We start from the raw sequence: 17708 nt of genomic DNA on the forward strand, positions 1-17708 counted from the left end.
GGCTCATGAACTCTCCCCACGCGTCGGCCGGTTCCCGGCGGCGCGCGACCCGGCGGAGCCGGCTCCGGCGCGTCGGGGCAGAATGGGGCGTATGGCCCGACGCACCCCCCGACGTACCACCCCACCACGCCCCGCACCGGCGGCACCGGCCCCCGCGGCCGCCTCCGCCGTACGGGCCGAGGCGCCCTGCCCCTGCGGGCGCGGCGATGCGTACGGGGCCTGCTGCGGACGGTTCCACGCGGGGGAGGCCCACGCCCCGACCGCCGAGTCGCTGATGCGCTCGCGCTACAGCGCCTTCGTCGTACGCGACGAGCCGTACCTGCTGCGCACTTGGGCCGCGCGGACCCGGCCCCCGCGCGTGGAGTTCGATCCGGAGACGCGCTGGACGGGGCTGGAGGTCACCGGGAGCACGGACGGCACCCTGTTCCACACGACCGGCACCGTCACCTTCGTCGCCCGCTACACCCACGGGGGCGAGCCCGGCGCGCTCCACGAGCGCAGCCGGTTCGAGAAGGAGGACGGGGCCTGGGTCTACGTGGACGGCACGTTCATCGACTGATCGTCCGCTGAGCCGCTGGTCCGCTCATCCGCTGATCCGTGCGGGGGCGGCCGACGCCAGGTCCTCCGCCAGCATGCGCTTGGCGATCGCGTCCGTCGCCGCCCGCAGCTCCGGGCCGCTCGGGCGGTCGCTGTCCCGTTCGAGCCGGTGCGTCAGCCAGCGCGCCCACGCCTCGCTGATCACCGCCGCCTCCCGCGCCCCCGCCGGGGTGAGCGAGAAGAGGTGCCCGGCCCGGGTCAGGTACCCCTCCTCGACCATCCGGTCGAAGGCCGGAACCAGCACCTCCGGCGGCACCCGCCGCCGCGCCGCGATCAGCCCCAGGCTCGCGTGCCCCACCAGGCGGGTGAACAGCTCCACCTGCATCACCGCCCACGCGCCCGCCACGTCCAGCCGCGTGTCGGAGTCCTCGATCACCCGACGCACCGTCGTGAGGTCCACCCGGCGCAGCAGCCTGCCCACCGACAGCTCCAGCAGCCGCGCCGAGTCCGCCGTCGCCACCGGCGACGAGAAGCCCTCGCCCATGTCCGACGCCGTGACGCGCGCCGCGTCCCGCAGCCGCACCTGCCGCAGGAACAGCGACACCGCGAAGCCGACCACGGCCACCGGCACCGTCCACAGGAACACGGTGTGCAGCGTGTCCGCGTACGCCTCGATCAGTGGCGCCGCCTGCTCGGCCGGCAGCCCGTGCACGCCCTGCGGGCTGAGCGCCGCACGCCCCAGCGCCGCCGCGTCCGCCGCCTCCGCCGGGTCCGGCACGTCCGCCGCCACCGCCGCCGCCTCGCCGACGCCCTGCCGCAGGTTCGGGCCCAGGGCGTTGGCGTAGATCGTCCCGAAGACCGCCGTGCCGAAGGACATGCCGAGCGTGCGGAAGAAGGTCACGCCCGAGGTGGCCGTGCCGAGGTCCGCGTACTCCACGGTGTTCTGCACGGCGATCGTCAGCACCTGCATGCACAGGCCGATCCCGACACCGAGCACGAACATGTAGAGCGACTCCAGCCAGGTGTCCGTCCCCCGCCCCATCAGGGAGAGGAGGTAGAGCCCGACCGCCATCACCAGCGAGCCGACGATGGGGAAGATCCGGTACCGGCCCGTCTTGCTGGTCACGTTGCCGCTGTAGACGGAGGCGATGAGCAGACCGATGACCATGGGGAGCGTACGGACGCCGGAGACGGTGGCCGAGTCGCCGTCGACGTACTGGAGGTACGACGGAAGGAAGATCATCGCGCCGAGCATGGCGAAGCCCACGATGAAACTGAGCACCGAGCACACGGTGAAGACCGGATTGCCGAACAGCCGCATCGGCAGCATCGGGTCCACGGCCCGCGTCTCGGCCACGCAGAACAGCGCGAGCGCGACGATCCCGCCCACGAACAGGCCGACGATGACCGGCGAGCCCCACGCGTACTCGTTGCCGCCCCAACTGGTGGCCAGGATCAGCGCGCTCGCACCGGCCGCGACGAGGGCGATGCCGGGGTAGTCGATGACCGGCGGGGACGCCGACCTGACGGACGGGATGGTGCGGGCCGCCGCGAGCACCACGACGACGGCGATGGGAACGTTGACGTAGAACGCCCACCGCCAGGACAGGTGGTCGGTGAACAGCCCGCCGAGCAGCGGGCCGATCACCGTGGACACCCCGAAGACCGCACCGATCGCGCCCTGGTACTTCCCGCGCTCGCGCAGCGGGATGACATCCGCGATCAGCGCCATGGCGGTGACCATCAGCCCGCCCGCGCCGACGCCCTGCACCCCGCGCCACAGGATCAGCAGCGTCATGTTGGCGGCCAGGCCGCACAGGAACGATCCGGCGACGAAGACGACGGCCGAGACCTGGAAGACGAGCTTGCGCCCGAAGAGGTCGCCGAACTTGCCGACCAGGACGGTCGCGACCGTCTCCGCCAGCAGGTAGGCGGTGACGACCCACGACATGTGCGCGGCGCCGCCCAGGTCCGCGACGATCGTGGGCAGCGCCGTACCGACGATCGTCTGGTCGAGCGCGGCCAGCAGCACCCCGAGCATGATCGTCACGAAGACGATGTTCCGCTGCCGGGCGTCGAGCACCGGCGGCGTGGCCACCGGCGCCTGCTGCGTGGTCGTCGTCACGCTTGCACCCTCACACCGGCGGACCACCCCCGCATGCGGGCGCGGTCCGGACCGGTGACACCCCTGGGGAGTGACCTCAGCAGGCGGCCCCGCCCGGCCGCAGGAGCAGGCCCGGGTTGTACGCGCCGAGCACCTTGTTGGCCCTGGCCAGCAGCGCCAGCGCGTGCTCGCGGTCCGCCTGGTCCTCCTGGCACATCGGGAAGCGGAAGCGGCGGACCTCGCGGGCCGCGCACTCGGCGTCGATCTCGGCCTGCAGGATGCCGATCGGCATGCACGACCCGATGAGGGCGGCGACGCGGTCGGGGATCGGGACGGGCACGAGGGGCGAGGCGGTCACGTCAGGTCCTTTGCTGCTTGCTGCGCGCTTGCCCGGAGGGCAGCGGTCCGATGCGGTGCTCCCTCCATGAGTACAGGACGCGTATCCCGGTTTTCCCGCGGGTTTGTATCTGTGCTGCAACCGTTTCCCACGTTTCCCACCCCGGCGCGCCCGGGTTCACCCGGAGGCAGCAGTCACCGGCGCCCGCCCCGCAGGTGCAGCGCCCGCAGCACCGCCTCCAGCGCGAACCTGGCCTCCGGGTCGGTGAGCCGGCCGCCGAACCGGTGCTCCAGGCTCCGCATCCGGTAGCGCACCGTCTGCGGGTGCACCTCCAGCAACCGGCCCATCTGGGCCGCCGTTCCGCGGGTTTCCAGCCAGACGCGCAACGTGTCGACGAGCCGGGAGCGGCGCGTGGGGGTGAGCTCGGCGAGCGGCGCCAGTTCGCGCTCGGCGATCTGCTCGGTGAGCGCGGGATCGGCGAGCAGCCACAGCGTGACCAGGTGGTCCGCGCAGAAGGCCAGCGCCCGGTCCTCGATGGCCTCCGCGTCGATGAGCTCCAGCACCCGCCGCGCCCAGCGCAGCGAGTCGGCGGCCGAGGCGGTCGGTACGGTGAGGCCGACCGCGGCGCGTACGGCCGGCAGGGCCGCCTCCAGCATGCGGCGGCGGGCGCCGTCCACGGCGCCGGGAACGAGCAGCAGCGGCTGCGGGTCGGCCGCGTCCAGCAGGACATCGTTGTCCAGCACCGACGGGGAGAGGGCGGCGGGGGAGCGCAGCGCCACCGGTGTGACCAACTCGGGCAGCGTCCAGCCGGTCTGCTCGCACAGCTCGGTGATGGCGGTACGCGGCAGCGGCGGCCCCGACAGGACGAGGTGCAGCAGCCGCCTGCGTAACAGCTCCGACCGCGCGTCGGCCTGCGCCCGCACCTCCAGGTAGCCCTCGCGGGAGAGCGCTTCGAGCTCGTCGACGTACGCGAAGAGGGCGTCGGCGAAGCTCAGCAGCAGCGACGGGGAGAGGTTGTAGCGCCGGCCGACCTTCTTGGCGCGCCGCAGCGCGACGCGGGCGCCGAGGCGGTACGCGCCCTGGAGGGTCTCCAGGCTCCGGCCCTCGTACGCCTCGAACCGGCCGAACCTGCGGCACACTTCGTCGCGCAGCGTCGTGGGGGCGGAAGGGGAGGCCACGCGTTCGGCGAAGGCGGCGATGTTCTGCTCGACGCCGTACTGGAGCGCCTGCCGGTACGGTCCGTTGAGCAGGCGTGCGTACTCGGGGTAGGCCCGGGTGACCTCGATGCCGATCTCCTTGACGAGGCTCGGCAGTTCGGGCCTGATCATGGCGGCGAACTCCTGGGGGAGCTGCCCCAGCGGCTCGCCCGCGTCCGACGGCTGGGTGGTTCTGGGCATGCGGCGGTCCCCTCGTTCTCCGGACGTCCGGTGGGGGTGGGAGCGAGCGTGGGGGGTGAGAGCGCTCCCGCGGATCGACGGTGTGAGCACTGCGCGTGGCACTTCGTGGGGGCCCGAACATAGTCCAGGACGACTCGCTCGCGCAGCAGTTCGGACCGTGGTCGGGGGTCTTCGGCGGCGATATGGCCGAAGCCGGACGGTGGCCGGACCCGGCCCGGGAGGGGGCGGGGCGGGCAGGGGCGGGGCTGCTCACTTCTCGACAAGAAATCGCGGCGATCTGCTCCGGCGGCGATAAGAAAATACCGGCGAGTAAGTGCCCTGCGGAAAACCGTCGGCCGAGTATTGCGCGGTTGGTTACCCGCTCGTAGCGTCACTGGCGCAAGGTTCTTACTCCCGGCGGCCGATGGAGCGGAACACATCGGCGCCGGTTCTGTGAAGTGAGCCGCTCACGCTTTCCGTACCTCCCACCCGAAAGAGCCGCGCGGGGACGGAAAGCGGTCCATCGGGTACGCCCGAATCCCCAGGAGGGAACACCCATGCGACGCATGACAAAACTGTCCGCCATCGCAGCCGCCGCGCTTCTCGGCGCGGCCGGAGTCACCGCCACGAACGCCTCGGCGGCGGCGCAGGCCTCGTGGACCGTCACCAACCCCGCCGCCGACGACAAGTTCACCGCCGTGAACGTCGCCGGCACGACGGCGGTGCTCACCAACAAGTCCACCGGCGCGCAGGTCACCTGCCGGACCATCGCCGCCTCCGGCACCGCCGTGGACGGCGTCGACTCCGACGGCATCGGCCTGGCCATCATCCAGACCGCCACCTTCGGCAGCTCGGCCTCCAAGTGCACCGGCCCGCTCGGCTCCACCTGGATCGCCACGAGCAACGCCCCGATGTCGCTCAACGGCAGCTCGTACAGCGCGGGTGTGACCAAGGGCAACATCACCGGCATCGACGTCAAGCTGACCGGCACCAGCATCGCCGGCACCTGCTCCGCCCGCATCAGGGGAACGGCCAACACCGGTACGTACACCAACTCCACCGGTGTCCTGAGCATCGCGGACGACGCGACGCCCGCCCTCACCATCTCCGAGGTCACCGGCGCGTGCGCCGGCCTGCTGAACAACGGCAACGTGGCGACGTTCCGCGCCCAGTACAAGGTCACGCCCATCCTCACGGTCACCAGCCCGTAAGGCCCTTCCAGGGGCCCGGGACGGCGGCCGACCGCTTCCCCGCCGCGCGGACGGCTCCCGCCGGCCGCGCGGTCGGGACTTCGAGAGAGGGCGCGACGGTATGAGCGAGGCATGGCACGGGCGACGGGGCCTGCGCCGTACGGTGGCGATGGGCGCCGTCGTACTGGTCGCGGGGCTCGTTCCCGGTACGGGTGTCGGTACGGGAGCCGCCGCCGACGAGGGCGAGCAGGTCGTGGACCGGACGCTCGCCTACCGCTGCGTCCTGCCGGGCGGCGGCGGGGAGCGGGCGGCGACGGTACGGGTTTCGGCGGCCCTGCCCCGGCAGGTGCGGGCGGGACGGCCCGTCCGCGCGGAGTCCGTCGTCGTGGGCGTCCGGCTGTCGCCGGAGGCGGTCGCCGATCTCGCCGCAGTGGGGGCGGCGAAGACCGGCGGTGTCGTCCGTCTCACGACGGCCGTCACCCAGAGCTCCGGGACCGTGGAGGCACCGTGGTCGCAACTGTCGGCCCCGGAGACGGCGGTGCCCGCGCAGGGTGAGTACGCGATCGAGGCGCGGGGCGCCGTGCCGGTGGTCACCCCCCGTTCCGGGGGTGAACTCGCCTTCTCAGCCGGGGCCGTCGCGCTCGATCTGCTCGCCCGGACGGCGGACGACCGGCCCGCCGCACCGCCGAACCTGTCCATCGCGTGCACGCCCGAGCAGGGCGAGGAGACGGAGTTCGCACGGGTCACCGTGGCGGCGCGGCCCACGCAGGCGCCCCCGACCCCGACCCCGCCCTCGACCGCGCCCCCGGCCTCGACCGCGCCCCCGGCCTCGACCGCGCCCCCGGCCTCGACCCCGCCCGGGCCCGGCTCCAAGGTGCGGTGCGTCGAAGAACCCCCCTTCCCGCTGGAACCGACACCGGCGCACGGCTACATCGCCGGCTACTCGAATGTCCGGAAGCTCGGTGGCGCGATTTTCCTGAAAGAGCCGGGCATGCTGCGCGTGAACATGCTGAAGGCCTATCAGCTGCTCACCTGCAGCCCTCCCGAAGGGCCGTATTTCGCCCTCTACAGCGATGTCCGCTTCGACCATCGCGGTAAGCCGCAACTCCCGCCCGCCACCTCGACATTCCTCACCTTCGGCTTCATGCCCACCACCGCCACCGTGGAACTGACCGCGGTCGGCCCGATGGAGATCGTCACCCACGGCTACCCCCTGGACGAGCAGGGGCGGCAGCCGGAGGTGTCCACGGTCACCGGCAAGGTGTGGATCCGGCTGTACGACGTCAAGGTCAACGGCACCCCTCTGGACGTCGGCCCCCGCTGCCGCTCGGCCCGCCCCATGGACCTGGTGCTGACCGGGCGCGGATACAACGACGTCGACGGCCTGCCCCACGGGTACACCGTCGCCGGCGGCGGCCCGCTGACGGCCACGGCCGCCCTCCCCGAGTTCCGTGGCTGCCGGGCCGGGACGGGTGCCGGGTCCGGCGGCGGAGCCGGGGCGGGTGAGGATCTGGACCGGCTCTTCACGGCGTCGCTCTCCGGCGCGGGCAACTACATGAAGATGACGCAGGGCCCGCTCTGCGCGCCCGGCAGCCCGCACTGCCCGGACCCGCCGAGGCCGCGGCCCGAGCGCTGAGCCGTCGCTGCGCACCCGGCGACAAAACCGCCCAGCGGAATTGTCACCCGATGACAAACGCGCCGGGCGATCGGAGAACCCTCGTCGCAACGCTTGTCCACGCCTTCACCGTGACCGTAACGTGCGCTTCCCCGGTGCACTTTTGTCACTTCCTCAGCACGAGCGGCATCTGTCTGGAGTTGTGGTGGGAACAGAAGTGGTCGTCGAAGGGCTCACGAAATCCTTCGGAAAGCAGAACATCTGGCAGGACGTGACCCTCACCCTGCCCGCCGGCGAGGTAAGCGTCATGCTCGGGCCGTCCGGCACCGGGAAGACCGTCTTCCTGAAATCCCTCATCGGGCTCGTCAAACCCGAACGCGGCCGAGTGCTCATCAACGGCGTCGACATGGTCGGCAGCCCGGAGCGGGACATCTACGAAACGCGCAAGCTTTTCGGCCTGATGTTCCAGGACGGCGCCCTCTTCGGATCGATGACGCTCTTCGACAACGTCGCCTTCCCGCTCCGCGAACACACCCGCAAAAAGGAGTCCGAAATCCGCCGCATCGTCATGGAGCGGATGGAGATGGTCGGCCTCATCGGCGCCGAGGAGAAGCTCCCCGGCGAGATATCCGGCGGAATGCGCAAACGCGCGGGCCTGGCCCGGGCGCTCGTTCTCGATCCGCACATCATCCTGTGCGACGAGCCCGACTCCGGGCTCGACCCCGTGCGCACCGCGTACCTCTCGCAACTGCTCATCGACCTGAACGCGCAGATCGACGCCACGATGCTCATCGTCACGCACAATCTCGACATCGCGGCGACCGTTCCCGACAACATGGGGATGCTCTTCCGGCGGCGGCTCGTCACCTTCGGGCCGCGCGAGGTGCTGCTCACCAGCGACGAGCCGGTCGTGGCTCAATTCCTCGCCGGACGGCGCGAGGGGCCGATCGGCATGTCGGAGGAGAAGGACGCCGCGACCCTCGCGCGCGAGCAGCGCACCTCCGCCCTCCACCCGCACCCGCCGCGCCCCGTGGCCCGCCAGCTGGAGCCTTCACCCGGCATGCCCGCCCGCGCCGCCGTACTGCGCCGACGCGAGAGGGTCCTCGGGATGCTGCCCGATCTTCCGCCGGCCGCCAGGTCGGCCATCCTGCACAGCTACGCCCCGACGGGCGGTCCCGTCTCATGACCCTCGAGCTGCCCCCGCGCACCCCACCGCCCGAGGCCGCACCGCCCCAGGCCCCGGCGCCCTCGCGGCTGCTCGCGCCCCTCCGCGAGAGCGGCAAGCTCTTCGCGCTCGCCGCCACCGTGACCCGCGACATCTTCCGACGGCCGTTCCAGTTCCGGGAGTTCGTCGAGCAGTTCTGGTTCGTCGCGAGCGTCACCATCCTGCCCGCCGCCCTGGTGTCGATCCCGTTCGGCGCGGTCATCGCGCTCCAGGTCGGCTCGCTCACCCAGCAGCTCGGCGCCCAGTCGTTCACCGGCGGCGCCAGCGTCCTCGCCGTCATCCAGCAGGCCAGCCCCCTGATCGTGGCCCTGCTCATCGCCGGTGCCGGAGGCTCCGCCATCTGCGCCGACCTCGGCTCGCGGAAGATCCGCGAGGAGCTCGACGCCATGGAGGTCATGGGCGTCTCACCCGTCCAGCGGCTCGTCGTCCCGCGCGTGCTCGCGACCATGCTGGTCGCGGTGCTCCTCAACGGCATGGTCTCCGTCGTCGGCACCCTCGGCGGCTACTTCTTCAACGTCGTCATGCAGGGCGGCACCCCCGGCGCGTACCTCTCCGGCTTCTCCGCCCTGGCCCAGCTCCCCGACCTGTGGATCAGCGAGATCAAGGCGCTGATCTTCGGCTTCCTCGCCGGCATCGTCGCCGCCCACCGCGGCCTCAACCCCCGCGGCGGCCCCAAGGGCGTCGGCGACGCCGTCAACCAGTCCGTCGTCATCACCTTCCTCCTCCTCTTCTTCGTCAACATGGTCCTCACCGCGATCTACCTCCAGATCGTCCCGGCGAAGGGGGCCTGACCATGGCCTCGCCCCTCGCGTGGCTCGACCGCTCCGGCGACCAGCTCCTCTTCTACGCCAAGGCACTGCTCTGGATCCCGCGCACCCTGCGCCGCTACCTGAAGGAGGTCCAACGCCTCCTCGCCGAGGTCGCCTTCGGCAGCGGCGGCCTCGGCGTCATCGGCGGCACCATCGGCGTGATGGTCGCCATGACGCTGTTCACCGGCACCGTCGTCGGCCTCCAGGGGCACGCCGCGCTGAACCAGATCGGCACCTCCGCCTTTACCGGCTTCGTCTCCGCCTACTTCAACACCCGCGAGATCGCCCCGCTCGTCGCCGGGCTCGCGCTCTCCGCCACCGTCGGCGCCGGCTTCACCGCGCAGCTCGGCGCGATGCGCATCAACGAGGAGGTCGACGCCCTCGAAGCGATGGGCCTGCGCTCGATGCCGTACCTCGTCACCACCCGCATCATCGCGGGCGTCGTCGCGATCATCCCGCTGTACGCGATCGGCCTGCTCTCCTCGTACGCCGCCTCCCGCGCCGTCACCGTCCTCTTCAACGGCCAGTCGACGGGCACGTACGACCACTACTTCAACCTCTTCCTCTCCCCAGACGACGTGCTGCTCTCCATCCTCAAGGTGCTGATCTTCAGCGTGATGGTGATCCTCGCCCACTGCTACTACGGCTTCCACGCCCACGGCGGCCCGGCGGGGGTCGGGGTCGCCGTCGGCCGCTCCGTACGCAACGCCATCGTGCTGATCAGCGTCACCGACTTCTTCCTCTCGCTCGCCATCTGGGGCGCGACCACGACCGTGAAGGTGGCCGGATGAACGCGCGAACCGTACGCAGACGCCTCGCCGGGGCCGTCTTCCTCCTCGTCCCCGTCCTCCTCATCCGGCTGGCGGTCGCCGTGTACGACAAGGAGTTCAGCCGCGACGCCACCGTCACCGTCCTCACCACCAGCGCCGGCAACGAGATGCACCGAGGAGCCGAGGTGAAGCTGCGCGGAGTCGTCGTCGGCGAGGTGCGCGACATCAGCGCCGACGGCACCGGCGCCCGCCTCACCCTCGCCATCCGCCCCGGTCAGCTCGACCGCATCCCGGCGGACGTCACCGCGCAGATGCTGCCCACCACCCTCTTCGGCGAACGGTTCGTCGCCCTCGTACCACCGGCCACCGCCCCCACACCCCGTACGCTCGCGGCGGGCGCCACCATCCCGCAGGACCGTTCCGCCAACGCCGTCGAACTCGAACAGGTCCTGGACCAGGTACTGCCCCTGCTCACCGCCGTGAAGCCGGAGAAGCTCTCCGCCACCCTCACGGCCGTCGCCCAGGCGCTCGAAGGCCGCGGCGAGCAGCTCGGCCGCACCCTCGTCACGCTCGACGCACACCTGAAGAAGCTCAACCCGCACCTGCCCGCCCTCAACCGGGACATCACGCACCTCGTGGAGGTCAGCCGGGTGTACGGGGACGCCGCGCCCGACATCCTCGATGCGCTCACCGACTTCACCACGACCAGCGGCACCCTCGCCGAGCAGCAGGCCCAGCTCTCCCGGCTGTACGGCTCCACGACGGCGACCGCCCACGATCTGACCGCCTTCCTGCGCGAGAACCGGCACAACCTCATCCGCCTCTCCGCCGCCTCCCGCCCCACCCTGGAGCTGCTCGGCCGCTACGCCTCCTCCTTCCCCTGCACCCTGCGCACGCTCGCGGGCTTCGTCCCCGCGATGGACAGGGCGCTCGGCAAGGGCACCGACGAGCCCGGGCTCCACGTCACCGTACGGACCGTCCCCTCCCGTGGCGCGTACGTACCCGGCAAGGACCGGCCCGTGTACGAGGCGACCGGCGGACCGCACTGCTACTCCGTCCCGTACACCGGCAAACCGGTCGCGGGGCAGTCGGCCACCGGGAAGCCTGCCGGTGCCGCCGGGGCGGGCGGCCGCGCCGAGGGCCTCGGCCTGCCCAACTCCCCGCAGGAGAACCAGCTCGTCAACGAACTCATCGCCCCGGGCCTGCGGACCTCGCCCCAGTCGCTGCCCGACTGGTCCACCGTCCTGACCGGCCCCCTCTTCCGCGGAGCGGAGGTGACCCTCCAGTGACACGCCGCTCCCTCGCCGGGCCGCTCACCAAGTCGCTCGCCTTCATCGTGGTGACCGTGTGCGCCACCACCGTCCTGGCGCTGTCCATCGCCAACACCGGAGTCGGCGACACCAGCACGTACCGTGCCCGCTTCTCCGACGTCACCGGCCTCGTCGAAGGCGACAGCGTCCGCATCGCGGGGGTGAAGGTCGGCCAGGTCTCGTCGATCCGCGTCGTCGACCGGCGCGTCGCCGAGGTCGGCTTCACCGTCCAGAAAGGCCGGGCGCTGCCCGCGTCGGCGACCGCGTCGATCAAGTACCTGAACATGGTCGGCCAGCGTTACGTCGACCTCGACCGGGGCACCGGCCCGGTCGGGCGCACCCTGCCGCCCGGCGCCGTCATCCCGCTGGAGCGCACGACTCCCGCCCTCGACCTCACCCAGCTCTTCAACGGGTTCCGGCCGCTCTTCGAAGGACTCTCACCGACCGAGGTCAACGGCCTCGCCGGCTCCATCGTCCAGGTCCTCCAGGGAGAGGGCGGCACCGTCGACTCGCTCCTGCGCCACGTGGGCTCGCTGACCGGCACCGTCGCGGCCAAGGACAAGGTCATCGGCGAGGTGATCCGGAACCTCACCACGGTGCTGCGGACGGTCAACGACCGCGAGGAGGGCTTCAACGACCTCGTCGTCACCCTCCAGCAGCTCGTCAGCGGCTTCGCCGGCGACCGCGAACCGCTCGGGGAGGCCGTCACCGCCATGGGATCGCTGACGACCGTCACGGCCGGCCTCCTCCAGGACGGCCGCGCCCCGCTCAAGGAGGACATCCGCCAACTGGGCCGCCTCTCCGGCCAACTGGAGCGGAGCACCCCGCAGATCGAGGACTTCCTCCGCAAGAGCCCCGCCAAGATGGAGGCCATCGGGCGGCTCGCCTCGTACGGATCGTGGCTCAACCTCTACCTCTGCGAGGCCACCGTCGCGGGCGTCACCACCTCCGACGGCTCCAAGCCGCCCACCGGCATCCCCCTCACGGAAGCGAGGTGCCGCGCATGAGACGCCTCCTCCCGCCGTTCCGCTTCCGCCTGAAGCCCGTACGGGAACGCAACCCCGTCCTCACCGGCCTCGTCGGGCTCCTGGTCCTCGCCCTCATCGGCATCGGCGCGTACAAGGTCGACGCGCTCGTCGCCCGCACCGCCTACACCGCCGACTTCACCGAGGCCGCCGGCCTGGACGAGGGAGACGAGGTACGCGTCGCCGGCGTCAAGGTCGGGGAGGTGACCGGTGTCGCCCTCGACGGCGCCAGGGTCAAGGTCACCTTCGAGGTCGACGACGGCACCTGGATCGGTGACGCCAGCACCGCCGCCATCGCCATCAAGACGCTCCTCGGCGAGAAGTACCTCGCCGTCGACCCGCTCGGCACCCGCCGCCAGAACCCCGCCAGCCGCATCCCCGCGTCCCGCACCACCTCCCCGTACGACGTCACCCAGGCGCTGGGCGGCCTCGGCGACACCATCGACGCCCTCGACACGCGGCAGCTCGCGGCGAGCTTCGACGCCCTCTCCGCCACCTTCAAGAACGCGCCGCCCGACGTGCGCAGCGCGGCCGAGGGCCTGTCGGCGCTGTCGCGGACCGTCTCCTCACGCGACGCGCAGCTCGCGGAACTCCTCAAGGGCAGCAAGCAGCTGGCCAAGACCCTGGCCACCAAGAAGAGCAGCTTCGAGACCCTCCTGGAGGACGGCGGCCTGCTGCTCGGCGAGATCCAGGCCCGGCGCGACGCCATCCACCGGCTCCTCACCGGCGCCCGGAACCTCGGGACCCAGCTCACCGGGCTCGTCCAGGACAACAACAAGCAACTCGGGCCCACCCTGGAGTCGCTGAGCCGGGTCACCGGAGTCCTGCTGAAGAACCGGCAGAGCCTCGACCGGACCCTGGCCCTGGCGGGCCCGTACTACCGGCTCGTCGGCAACGCCCTCGGCAACGGCCGCTGGCTCGACACGTACGTCTGCGGCCTCGTCCCCAAGGACTACCTCCCGCCCGGCACGCCCCCGGCCACCGGATGCATGCCGCCCAAACCCACAGGGGGTGCCAGGTGAACCTCAGACGCGCCATCGGCATCGGCGCCGGCCTCGCCGTCGTCGCGGTCGCGGCGACCTCCGGCCTCCAGGCCCTCGACGAGGCGCGCACCACCCGCGTCACCGCGTACTTCGACCGGGCCACCGGCGTGTACGAAGGCTCCGACCTGCGCGTCCTCGGCGTCAAGGTCGGCACCGTCGGAGCGGTCCGCCCCCAGGGCAAGGAGGTCGAGGTCACGCTCCTGCTCGACGAGGGCGTCCGCGTCCCGGCCGACGCCCACGCGGTGCTCGTCGCCCCCAGCATCGTCGCCGACCGGTACATCCAGCTCGCCCCCGCCTACACGGGCGGCCCCCAGCTGCGCGACGGCGATGTCCTGCCCGCCGCCCGCAACGCCACGCCCCTCGAAATCGACCAGCTGTACGCGTCGATCAACCGGCTCAGCGAGGCCCTCGGACCCGAGGGAGCCAACGCCCAGGGCGCCCTGGCGGACCTGCTCGACACCGGCGCCGCGAACCTCCGGGGCAACGGCAAGGCGATAGGCGACTCCATCGAGCAGTTCGGCAAGGCCGCCAAGACCCTCGACTCCAGCAGCGACGACCTCTTCGACACCCTCGCCTCCCTCCAGTCCTTCACCACCATGCTGAAGGACAACGACGGCGAGGTGCGCACGGCCGAGCGGCAGCTCGCCACGGTCACCGGCTTCCTCGCCGAGGACAAGGAGAACCTCGCCGCCGCTCTCAAGGAGCTCTCCACCGCCCTCGCCCAGGTGAAGACCTTCGTCGAGAAGAACCGCGGCAGCCTGAAGCAGAACGTCGACATCCTGCTGCCGATCACCCGGACGCTCGCCGACCAGCGCGCCTCGCTCGCGGAAGCACTCGACACCGCGCCGCTCGCCGCGGGCAACGCCCTCAAGGCGTACGACCCGCTCCACCGCACCCTCAACGGACGCGCCGACATCAACGAGCTCAGCATGGGATCCGGCGGATCCGGTACATCGGGGCTGGTCCCTGTCGAACCGGCCCGCCGCAAGGACCTGCCGGCCCTCCCGTTCCCCGTCGTCGGCCAGGTCTACGGCACCGCCGAGAACGGCACCGCCGAGAGGGGGGCGGCGCGGTGAACCGGCCGGCCCGTACTGGCCCTGTCGGTCTGGCCGCCGCCCTCGCCCTCGCCGTCGGCTTCTCGGCGACCGCGGTGAGCTGCGACGCACCGGACGGCCTGGAGCTCTCCGGCATCGAGCAGCTGCCCCTGCCCGGCGGCGCCGACCTCGGCGACCATCCGTACGAGGTCACCGCGGAGTTCGCGGACGTCCTCAGCCTCGTACCGAACTCCGCGGTCAAGGTCAACGACGTCGCCGTCGGACGCGTGACGAGGATCGCCCTGACCGGCGGGCCCGGCGGGTCCGGCGGCGAGGACAGCTGGTCGGCCCAGGTCACCCTGCGCGTCAACGGCGACGTACGGCTGCCCGCCAACGCCTACGCGCACCTCGAACAGTCCAGCCTGCTCGGCGAGAAGTACGTCCAGCTCTCCGCGCCCGCGAAGGCGGCCGAGGGCAAGCTCCGGCACGGCGACCGCATCCCGCTGAGCCGCACCAACCGCAACCCCGAGGTCGAGGAGGTCTTCGGCGCCCTGTCGATGCTCCTCAACGGCGGCGGCATCCAGCAGATCAGGACCATCACCACCGAGCTCGGCAAGGCGCTGCGCGGCAACGAGACCGAAGTCCGGTCCCTCCTCACGCGCATCGACACCCTCGTCACGAGCCTCGACGCCAACAAGGCGAACATCACCGCCGCCCTCGACGGCGTGAACCGGCTCTCCGCCACCCTCGCCACCCGGAAGCAGGACGTCGGCAAGGTCCTCACCGGACTCAGCCCCGGCCTGAAGGTGCTGGAGCGGCAACGCGCCTCGCTGCTCACCATGCTCGCCGCCCTCGACACGCTCTCCACCGTCGCCGTCGACACCGTCAACCGCAGCAAGGCCGACCTGATCGCCGACCTCAAGGCGCTCGGCCCGACCCTGCGCGCGCTGGCGGACTCCGGGAAGGCGCTGCCCGACTCGCTCCAGGTGCTGCTCACCTACCCGTTCACGGACGAGGTGCTGCGCGGCGTCAAGGGCGACTACCTCAACGTCTACCTCGACGTCGCCGCCGTACCCGGCACCCAGCTCGTACCGCCGCTGGTCCCGCCGAAAGAACCGCCGGGCGCCACGCCGAACGACCCGTCGACCGCCGGGCTTCCCTTACCGCTGCCGCCGACCGGGAGGAACTGATGCCGACCCTCGCCATCCGGCTCAAGAACCTCGCCTTCCTCCTCATCGCCGTCGTCGTCCTCGGCTACGTCGGCGTGCGGTACGCCGACCTCGGGCGGTACGCCGGACTCCGCGACTACTACACCGTGCGCGTCCAACTCGACTCGACCGGCGGCCTGTTCACCCATTCCAACGTCACCTACCGGGGCGTCTCCGTGGGACGCGTCGGACCCATCGAGCTCACCGGCGACGGAGTGGAGGCCGAGCTGCGCATCGACGACTCGGCGCCCCCCATTCCGGCGGACCTGGAAGCCGTCGTCGCCGGCCTGTCGGCCGTCGGCGAGCAGTACGTCGACCTGCGGCCGGCCGGCTCCGGCGGCCCGTACTTGCGCGACGGAGCGGTCATCCCGCGCTCCGACACCCGCACGCCCCCACCCGTCACCACCGTCCTGACCGGGATCGGCGACCTCGCCGCCTCCGTCGACCTGGAGTCGCTGCGCACGGTCGTCGACGAACTCGGTACGGCGCTGAACGGCCGCGGCGACGACCTCCAGGCGCTGCTGGACGGCGGTGACGCCTTCGTACGCGCCGCCGACAAGGCGCTGCCCGCCAACACCCGGCTGGTGATCGACGCCGAGACGGTCCTGCGCACCCAGGCCGAGGAGGGCGAGGCCCTCACCTCCTTCGCCTCCGGCGCCCGGCAGCTCGCCGCCACGCTCCAGGGCTCGGACGCCGACCTGCGCAGGCTCATCGCCGCCGCGCCCGGAGCGGCCGGCCAGGTCAGCGCCCTGCTGAAGGACCTCGACCCGGCCTTCGGGGCCGTCCTCGCCAACCTCCTCACCGTCTCCGAGGTGGCCGTGACCCGCCAGCGCGGCATGGAGGAGTTCCTCGTCACGATGCCCGCGCTCACCGCCGCCGGGGCGACGGCCGTCACCCCGCAGGGCGCCAACTTCGGCATGTCGGTGACGTTCTTCCAGCCGCTGCCCTGCACCGCCGGCTACGGCGGCACGCCCTACCGCAACGGCCTCGACCTGTCGGCCCCGCCCGCCCTCAACACCAAGGCCCGCTGCACGGCCGCCCCCTCCAGCGGCGTCAACGTCCGCGGCTCCGCGAACGCGCCCCGGGGCGAGCGCCCATGAGGAGGCGGACGGGGGCGATCCCGTACGGATGGTGGGCGGCCGTCCTCGTCGCGGCGCTGCTGTGCGGCGGCGCCGGGTGGTCGTACGCGCGTACCGCCGGCGACGAGGACCGCTCTTACGCCGAGGCCCGCGACACCGCCCTTGCGACCGGGCGGCGGCACCTCGCCGTGCTCAACAGCCTGGACCCGACACGGGCCGAGGCGGGCCGGGGCGCATGGCTGGAGGTGTCGGCGGGGGAGTTGCGGGAGGAGCTGAGGAAGGACCGGTCGTCCCCCGACGTGTCGGTGCGCGCGACCGTCACCGACGCCGCGCTCACCGCCTTCGACCACCGCGCAGGAACCGCCCGGCTCATCGCGACCGTACGGGTGGAGACCACCGCGTCCGCCAGTGACCGTAAACGGCTGGAGGCCGAACTCCTCCGTACGTCCGACGGCTGGAAGGTCACGGCGCTGACCACCGTCCCCGCCGCCGGGGTCCGAGAGGAAGGGGAGAGGTGACCACGAGAGACGAGGTCCAGGTCCGGAGCCTCCGGTACCGCCGCGCGGCCGCCCTGCTCACCACCCTCCTGCTGCTGGTCGGCGGCTGGCTGCTCTGGCGTACCGAGGAACTGGCCGACTCCCCGGCCCTGGACAACCGCGCGCTCGCCGACACCCGGGCCACCGAGCGGGTCGTCGGCGAGGTCGGCGGCGCGCTCGGGCGCGTCTTCTCGTACGCCCCGCAGGACACCGCCGCGACCCGGCAGGCGGCGCGGCAGCTCCTCGCGGGCAAGGCGGCACGGCAGTACGAGACGCTCTTCACCGAGGTCGAGCAGCGGGCCGCGCGGCAGAAGCTGACGCTCACCACCCATGTCGTACGCGCCGGGGTCACGCGGCTCACCGGCCGCGACGCGCACCTCCTGGTCTTCCTGGACCAGGTCGCCCAGCGCGCCGGGAAACCCGCCACCACGGTCGCCGCCCAGCTGTCCGTCACCGCCGAACTGCGGGGCGGCCACTGGCGGATCGTCGACATCACCGCACGCTAGAGAG

17 protein-coding genes are annotated in these 17708 nt (G+C 72.0%); 14 read left to right on the forward strand and 3 right to left on the reverse strand.

Features of this window, described 5'->3' with window-relative positions; genetic code table 11:
- Positions 1-91 precede the first annotated feature (91 nt).
- Positions 92-559 carry a YchJ family protein gene (locus ABZX67_RS11735; protein WP_355357541.1) on the forward strand — a complete coding sequence of 156 codons (468 nt, stop codon included), beginning with the start codon at positions 92-94 and terminating at the stop codon, positions 557-559.
- 24 nt (positions 560-583) lie between these two features.
- Here ABZX67_RS11735 and ABZX67_RS11740 read toward each other — a convergent pair whose 3' ends face one another.
- The 3 genes from ABZX67_RS11740 to ABZX67_RS11750 form a co-directional block, all read right to left on the reverse strand.
- Positions 584-2662 (reverse strand): MDR family MFS transporter, encoded by a 2079-nt coding sequence (locus ABZX67_RS11740; protein WP_355357544.1) that lies wholly within the window; start codon positions 2660-2662, stop codon positions 584-586.
- Positions 2663-2738: 76 nt separating this feature from the next.
- Positions 2739-2999: a hypothetical protein gene (locus ABZX67_RS11745; RefSeq protein WP_355357547.1), complete on the reverse strand. Its 261-nt coding sequence runs from the start codon at positions 2997-2999 to the stop codon at positions 2739-2741.
- Positions 3000-3172: 173 nt separating this feature from the next.
- Positions 3173-4375 (reverse strand): helix-turn-helix domain-containing protein, encoded by a 1203-nt coding sequence (locus tag ABZX67_RS11750; protein ID WP_355357550.1) that lies wholly within the window; start codon positions 4373-4375, stop codon positions 3173-3175.
- A gap of 536 nt (positions 4376-4911) precedes the next feature.
- On the opposite strand from ABZX67_RS11750, the gene ABZX67_RS11755 reads away from it, so the two are divergent.
- From ABZX67_RS11755 to ABZX67_RS11815, 13 genes are all read left to right on the forward strand, one after another.
- Entirely contained in the window at positions 4912-5565 is a 654-nt protein-coding gene (locus ABZX67_RS11755) for a hypothetical protein (protein WP_355357552.1), read from the forward strand.
- Positions 5566-5665: 100 nt separating this feature from the next.
- A complete protein-coding gene (locus ABZX67_RS11760) occupies positions 5666-7180 on the forward strand; it encodes a DUF6801 domain-containing protein (RefSeq protein WP_355357555.1) in 1515 nt (504 codons plus the stop codon).
- Between the two features lie 184 nt (positions 7181-7364).
- Entirely contained in the window at positions 7365-8345 is a 981-nt protein-coding gene (locus tag ABZX67_RS11765; RefSeq protein ID WP_355357687.1) for an ATP-binding cassette domain-containing protein, read from the forward strand.
- On the forward strand, positions 8342-9175 hold the full coding sequence (locus ABZX67_RS11770; RefSeq protein ID WP_355357558.1) for an ABC transporter permease: 834 nt from the start codon (positions 8342-8344) through the stop codon (positions 9173-9175). Before ABZX67_RS11765 ends, ABZX67_RS11770 begins: the two co-directional genes overlap by 4 nt.
- 2 nt (positions 9176-9177) lie before the next feature.
- On the forward strand, positions 9178-9984 hold the full coding sequence (locus tag ABZX67_RS11775; RefSeq protein WP_355357561.1) for an ABC transporter permease: 807 nt from the start codon (positions 9178-9180) through the stop codon (positions 9982-9984).
- On the forward strand, positions 9981-11252 hold the full coding sequence (locus ABZX67_RS11780; RefSeq protein ID WP_355357564.1) for an MCE family protein: 1272 nt from the start codon (positions 9981-9983) through the stop codon (positions 11250-11252). The genes ABZX67_RS11775 and ABZX67_RS11780 overlap by 4 nt, the downstream gene beginning before the upstream one ends.
- Positions 11249-12280, forward strand: coding sequence for an MCE family protein (locus ABZX67_RS11785; RefSeq protein WP_355357567.1), 1032 nt, complete (start codon positions 11249-11251; stop codon positions 12278-12280). Before ABZX67_RS11780 ends, ABZX67_RS11785 begins: the two co-directional genes overlap by 4 nt.
- Complete coding sequence (locus ABZX67_RS11790; RefSeq protein WP_355357570.1) at positions 12277-13320, forward strand: MCE family protein; 1044 nt, start codon at positions 12277-12279, stop codon at positions 13318-13320. Before ABZX67_RS11785 ends, ABZX67_RS11790 begins: the two co-directional genes overlap by 4 nt.
- Entirely contained in the window at positions 13317-14417 is a 1101-nt protein-coding gene (locus tag ABZX67_RS11795; RefSeq protein ID WP_355357573.1) for an MCE family protein, read from the forward strand. Before ABZX67_RS11790 ends, ABZX67_RS11795 begins: the two co-directional genes overlap by 4 nt.
- Positions 14414-15565, forward strand: a complete 1152-nt coding sequence (locus ABZX67_RS11800; RefSeq protein WP_355357576.1) for an MCE family protein — start codon at positions 14414-14416, stop codon at positions 15563-15565. The genes ABZX67_RS11795 and ABZX67_RS11800 overlap by 4 nt, the downstream gene beginning before the upstream one ends.
- Positions 15565-16683, forward strand: coding sequence for an MlaD family protein (locus tag ABZX67_RS11805; protein ID WP_355357579.1), 1119 nt, complete (start codon positions 15565-15567; stop codon positions 16681-16683). The genes ABZX67_RS11800 and ABZX67_RS11805 overlap by 1 nt, the downstream gene beginning before the upstream one ends.
- On the forward strand, positions 16680-17180 hold the full coding sequence (locus ABZX67_RS11810) for a hypothetical protein (RefSeq protein ID WP_355357582.1): 501 nt from the start codon (positions 16680-16682) through the stop codon (positions 17178-17180). The genes ABZX67_RS11805 and ABZX67_RS11810 overlap by 4 nt, the downstream gene beginning before the upstream one ends.
- Positions 17177-17704, forward strand: coding sequence for a hypothetical protein (locus ABZX67_RS11815; RefSeq protein ID WP_355357585.1), 528 nt, complete (start codon positions 17177-17179; stop codon positions 17702-17704). Before ABZX67_RS11810 ends, ABZX67_RS11815 begins: the two co-directional genes overlap by 4 nt.
- Positions 17705-17708: the final 4 nt, after the last annotated feature.

Source organism: Streptomyces sp. NPDC003036 (assembly GCF_040611175.1).
Classification (GTDB): Bacteria; Actinomycetota; Actinomycetes; order Streptomycetales; family Streptomycetaceae; genus Streptomyces.

Coding starts and splice junctions, on each gene's coding strand:
- ABZX67_RS11735 (WP_355357541.1), top strand. CDS start 92: ATGGCCCGACGCACCCCCCGACGTACCACCCCACCACGCCCCGCACCG.
- ABZX67_RS11750 (WP_355357550.1), bottom strand. CDS start 4,375: ATGCCCAGAACCACCCAGCCGTCGGACGCGGGCGAGCCGCTGGGGCAG.
- ABZX67_RS11755 (WP_355357552.1), top strand. CDS start 4,912: ATGCGACGCATGACAAAACTGTCCGCCATCGCAGCCGCCGCGCTTCTC.
- ABZX67_RS11760 (WP_355357555.1), top strand. CDS start 5,666: ATGAGCGAGGCATGGCACGGGCGACGGGGCCTGCGCCGTACGGTGGCG.
- ABZX67_RS11770 (WP_355357558.1), top strand. CDS start 8,342: ATGACCCTCGAGCTGCCCCCGCGCACCCCACCGCCCGAGGCCGCACCG.
- ABZX67_RS11775 (WP_355357561.1), top strand. CDS start 9,178: ATGGCCTCGCCCCTCGCGTGGCTCGACCGCTCCGGCGACCAGCTCCTC.
- ABZX67_RS11780 (WP_355357564.1), top strand. CDS start 9,981: ATGAACGCGCGAACCGTACGCAGACGCCTCGCCGGGGCCGTCTTCCTC.
- ABZX67_RS11790 (WP_355357570.1), top strand. CDS start 12,277: ATGAGACGCCTCCTCCCGCCGTTCCGCTTCCGCCTGAAGCCCGTACGG.
- ABZX67_RS11805 (WP_355357579.1), top strand. CDS start 15,565: ATGCCGACCCTCGCCATCCGGCTCAAGAACCTCGCCTTCCTCCTCATC.
- ABZX67_RS11810 (WP_355357582.1), top strand. CDS start 16,680: ATGAGGAGGCGGACGGGGGCGATCCCGTACGGATGGTGGGCGGCCGTC.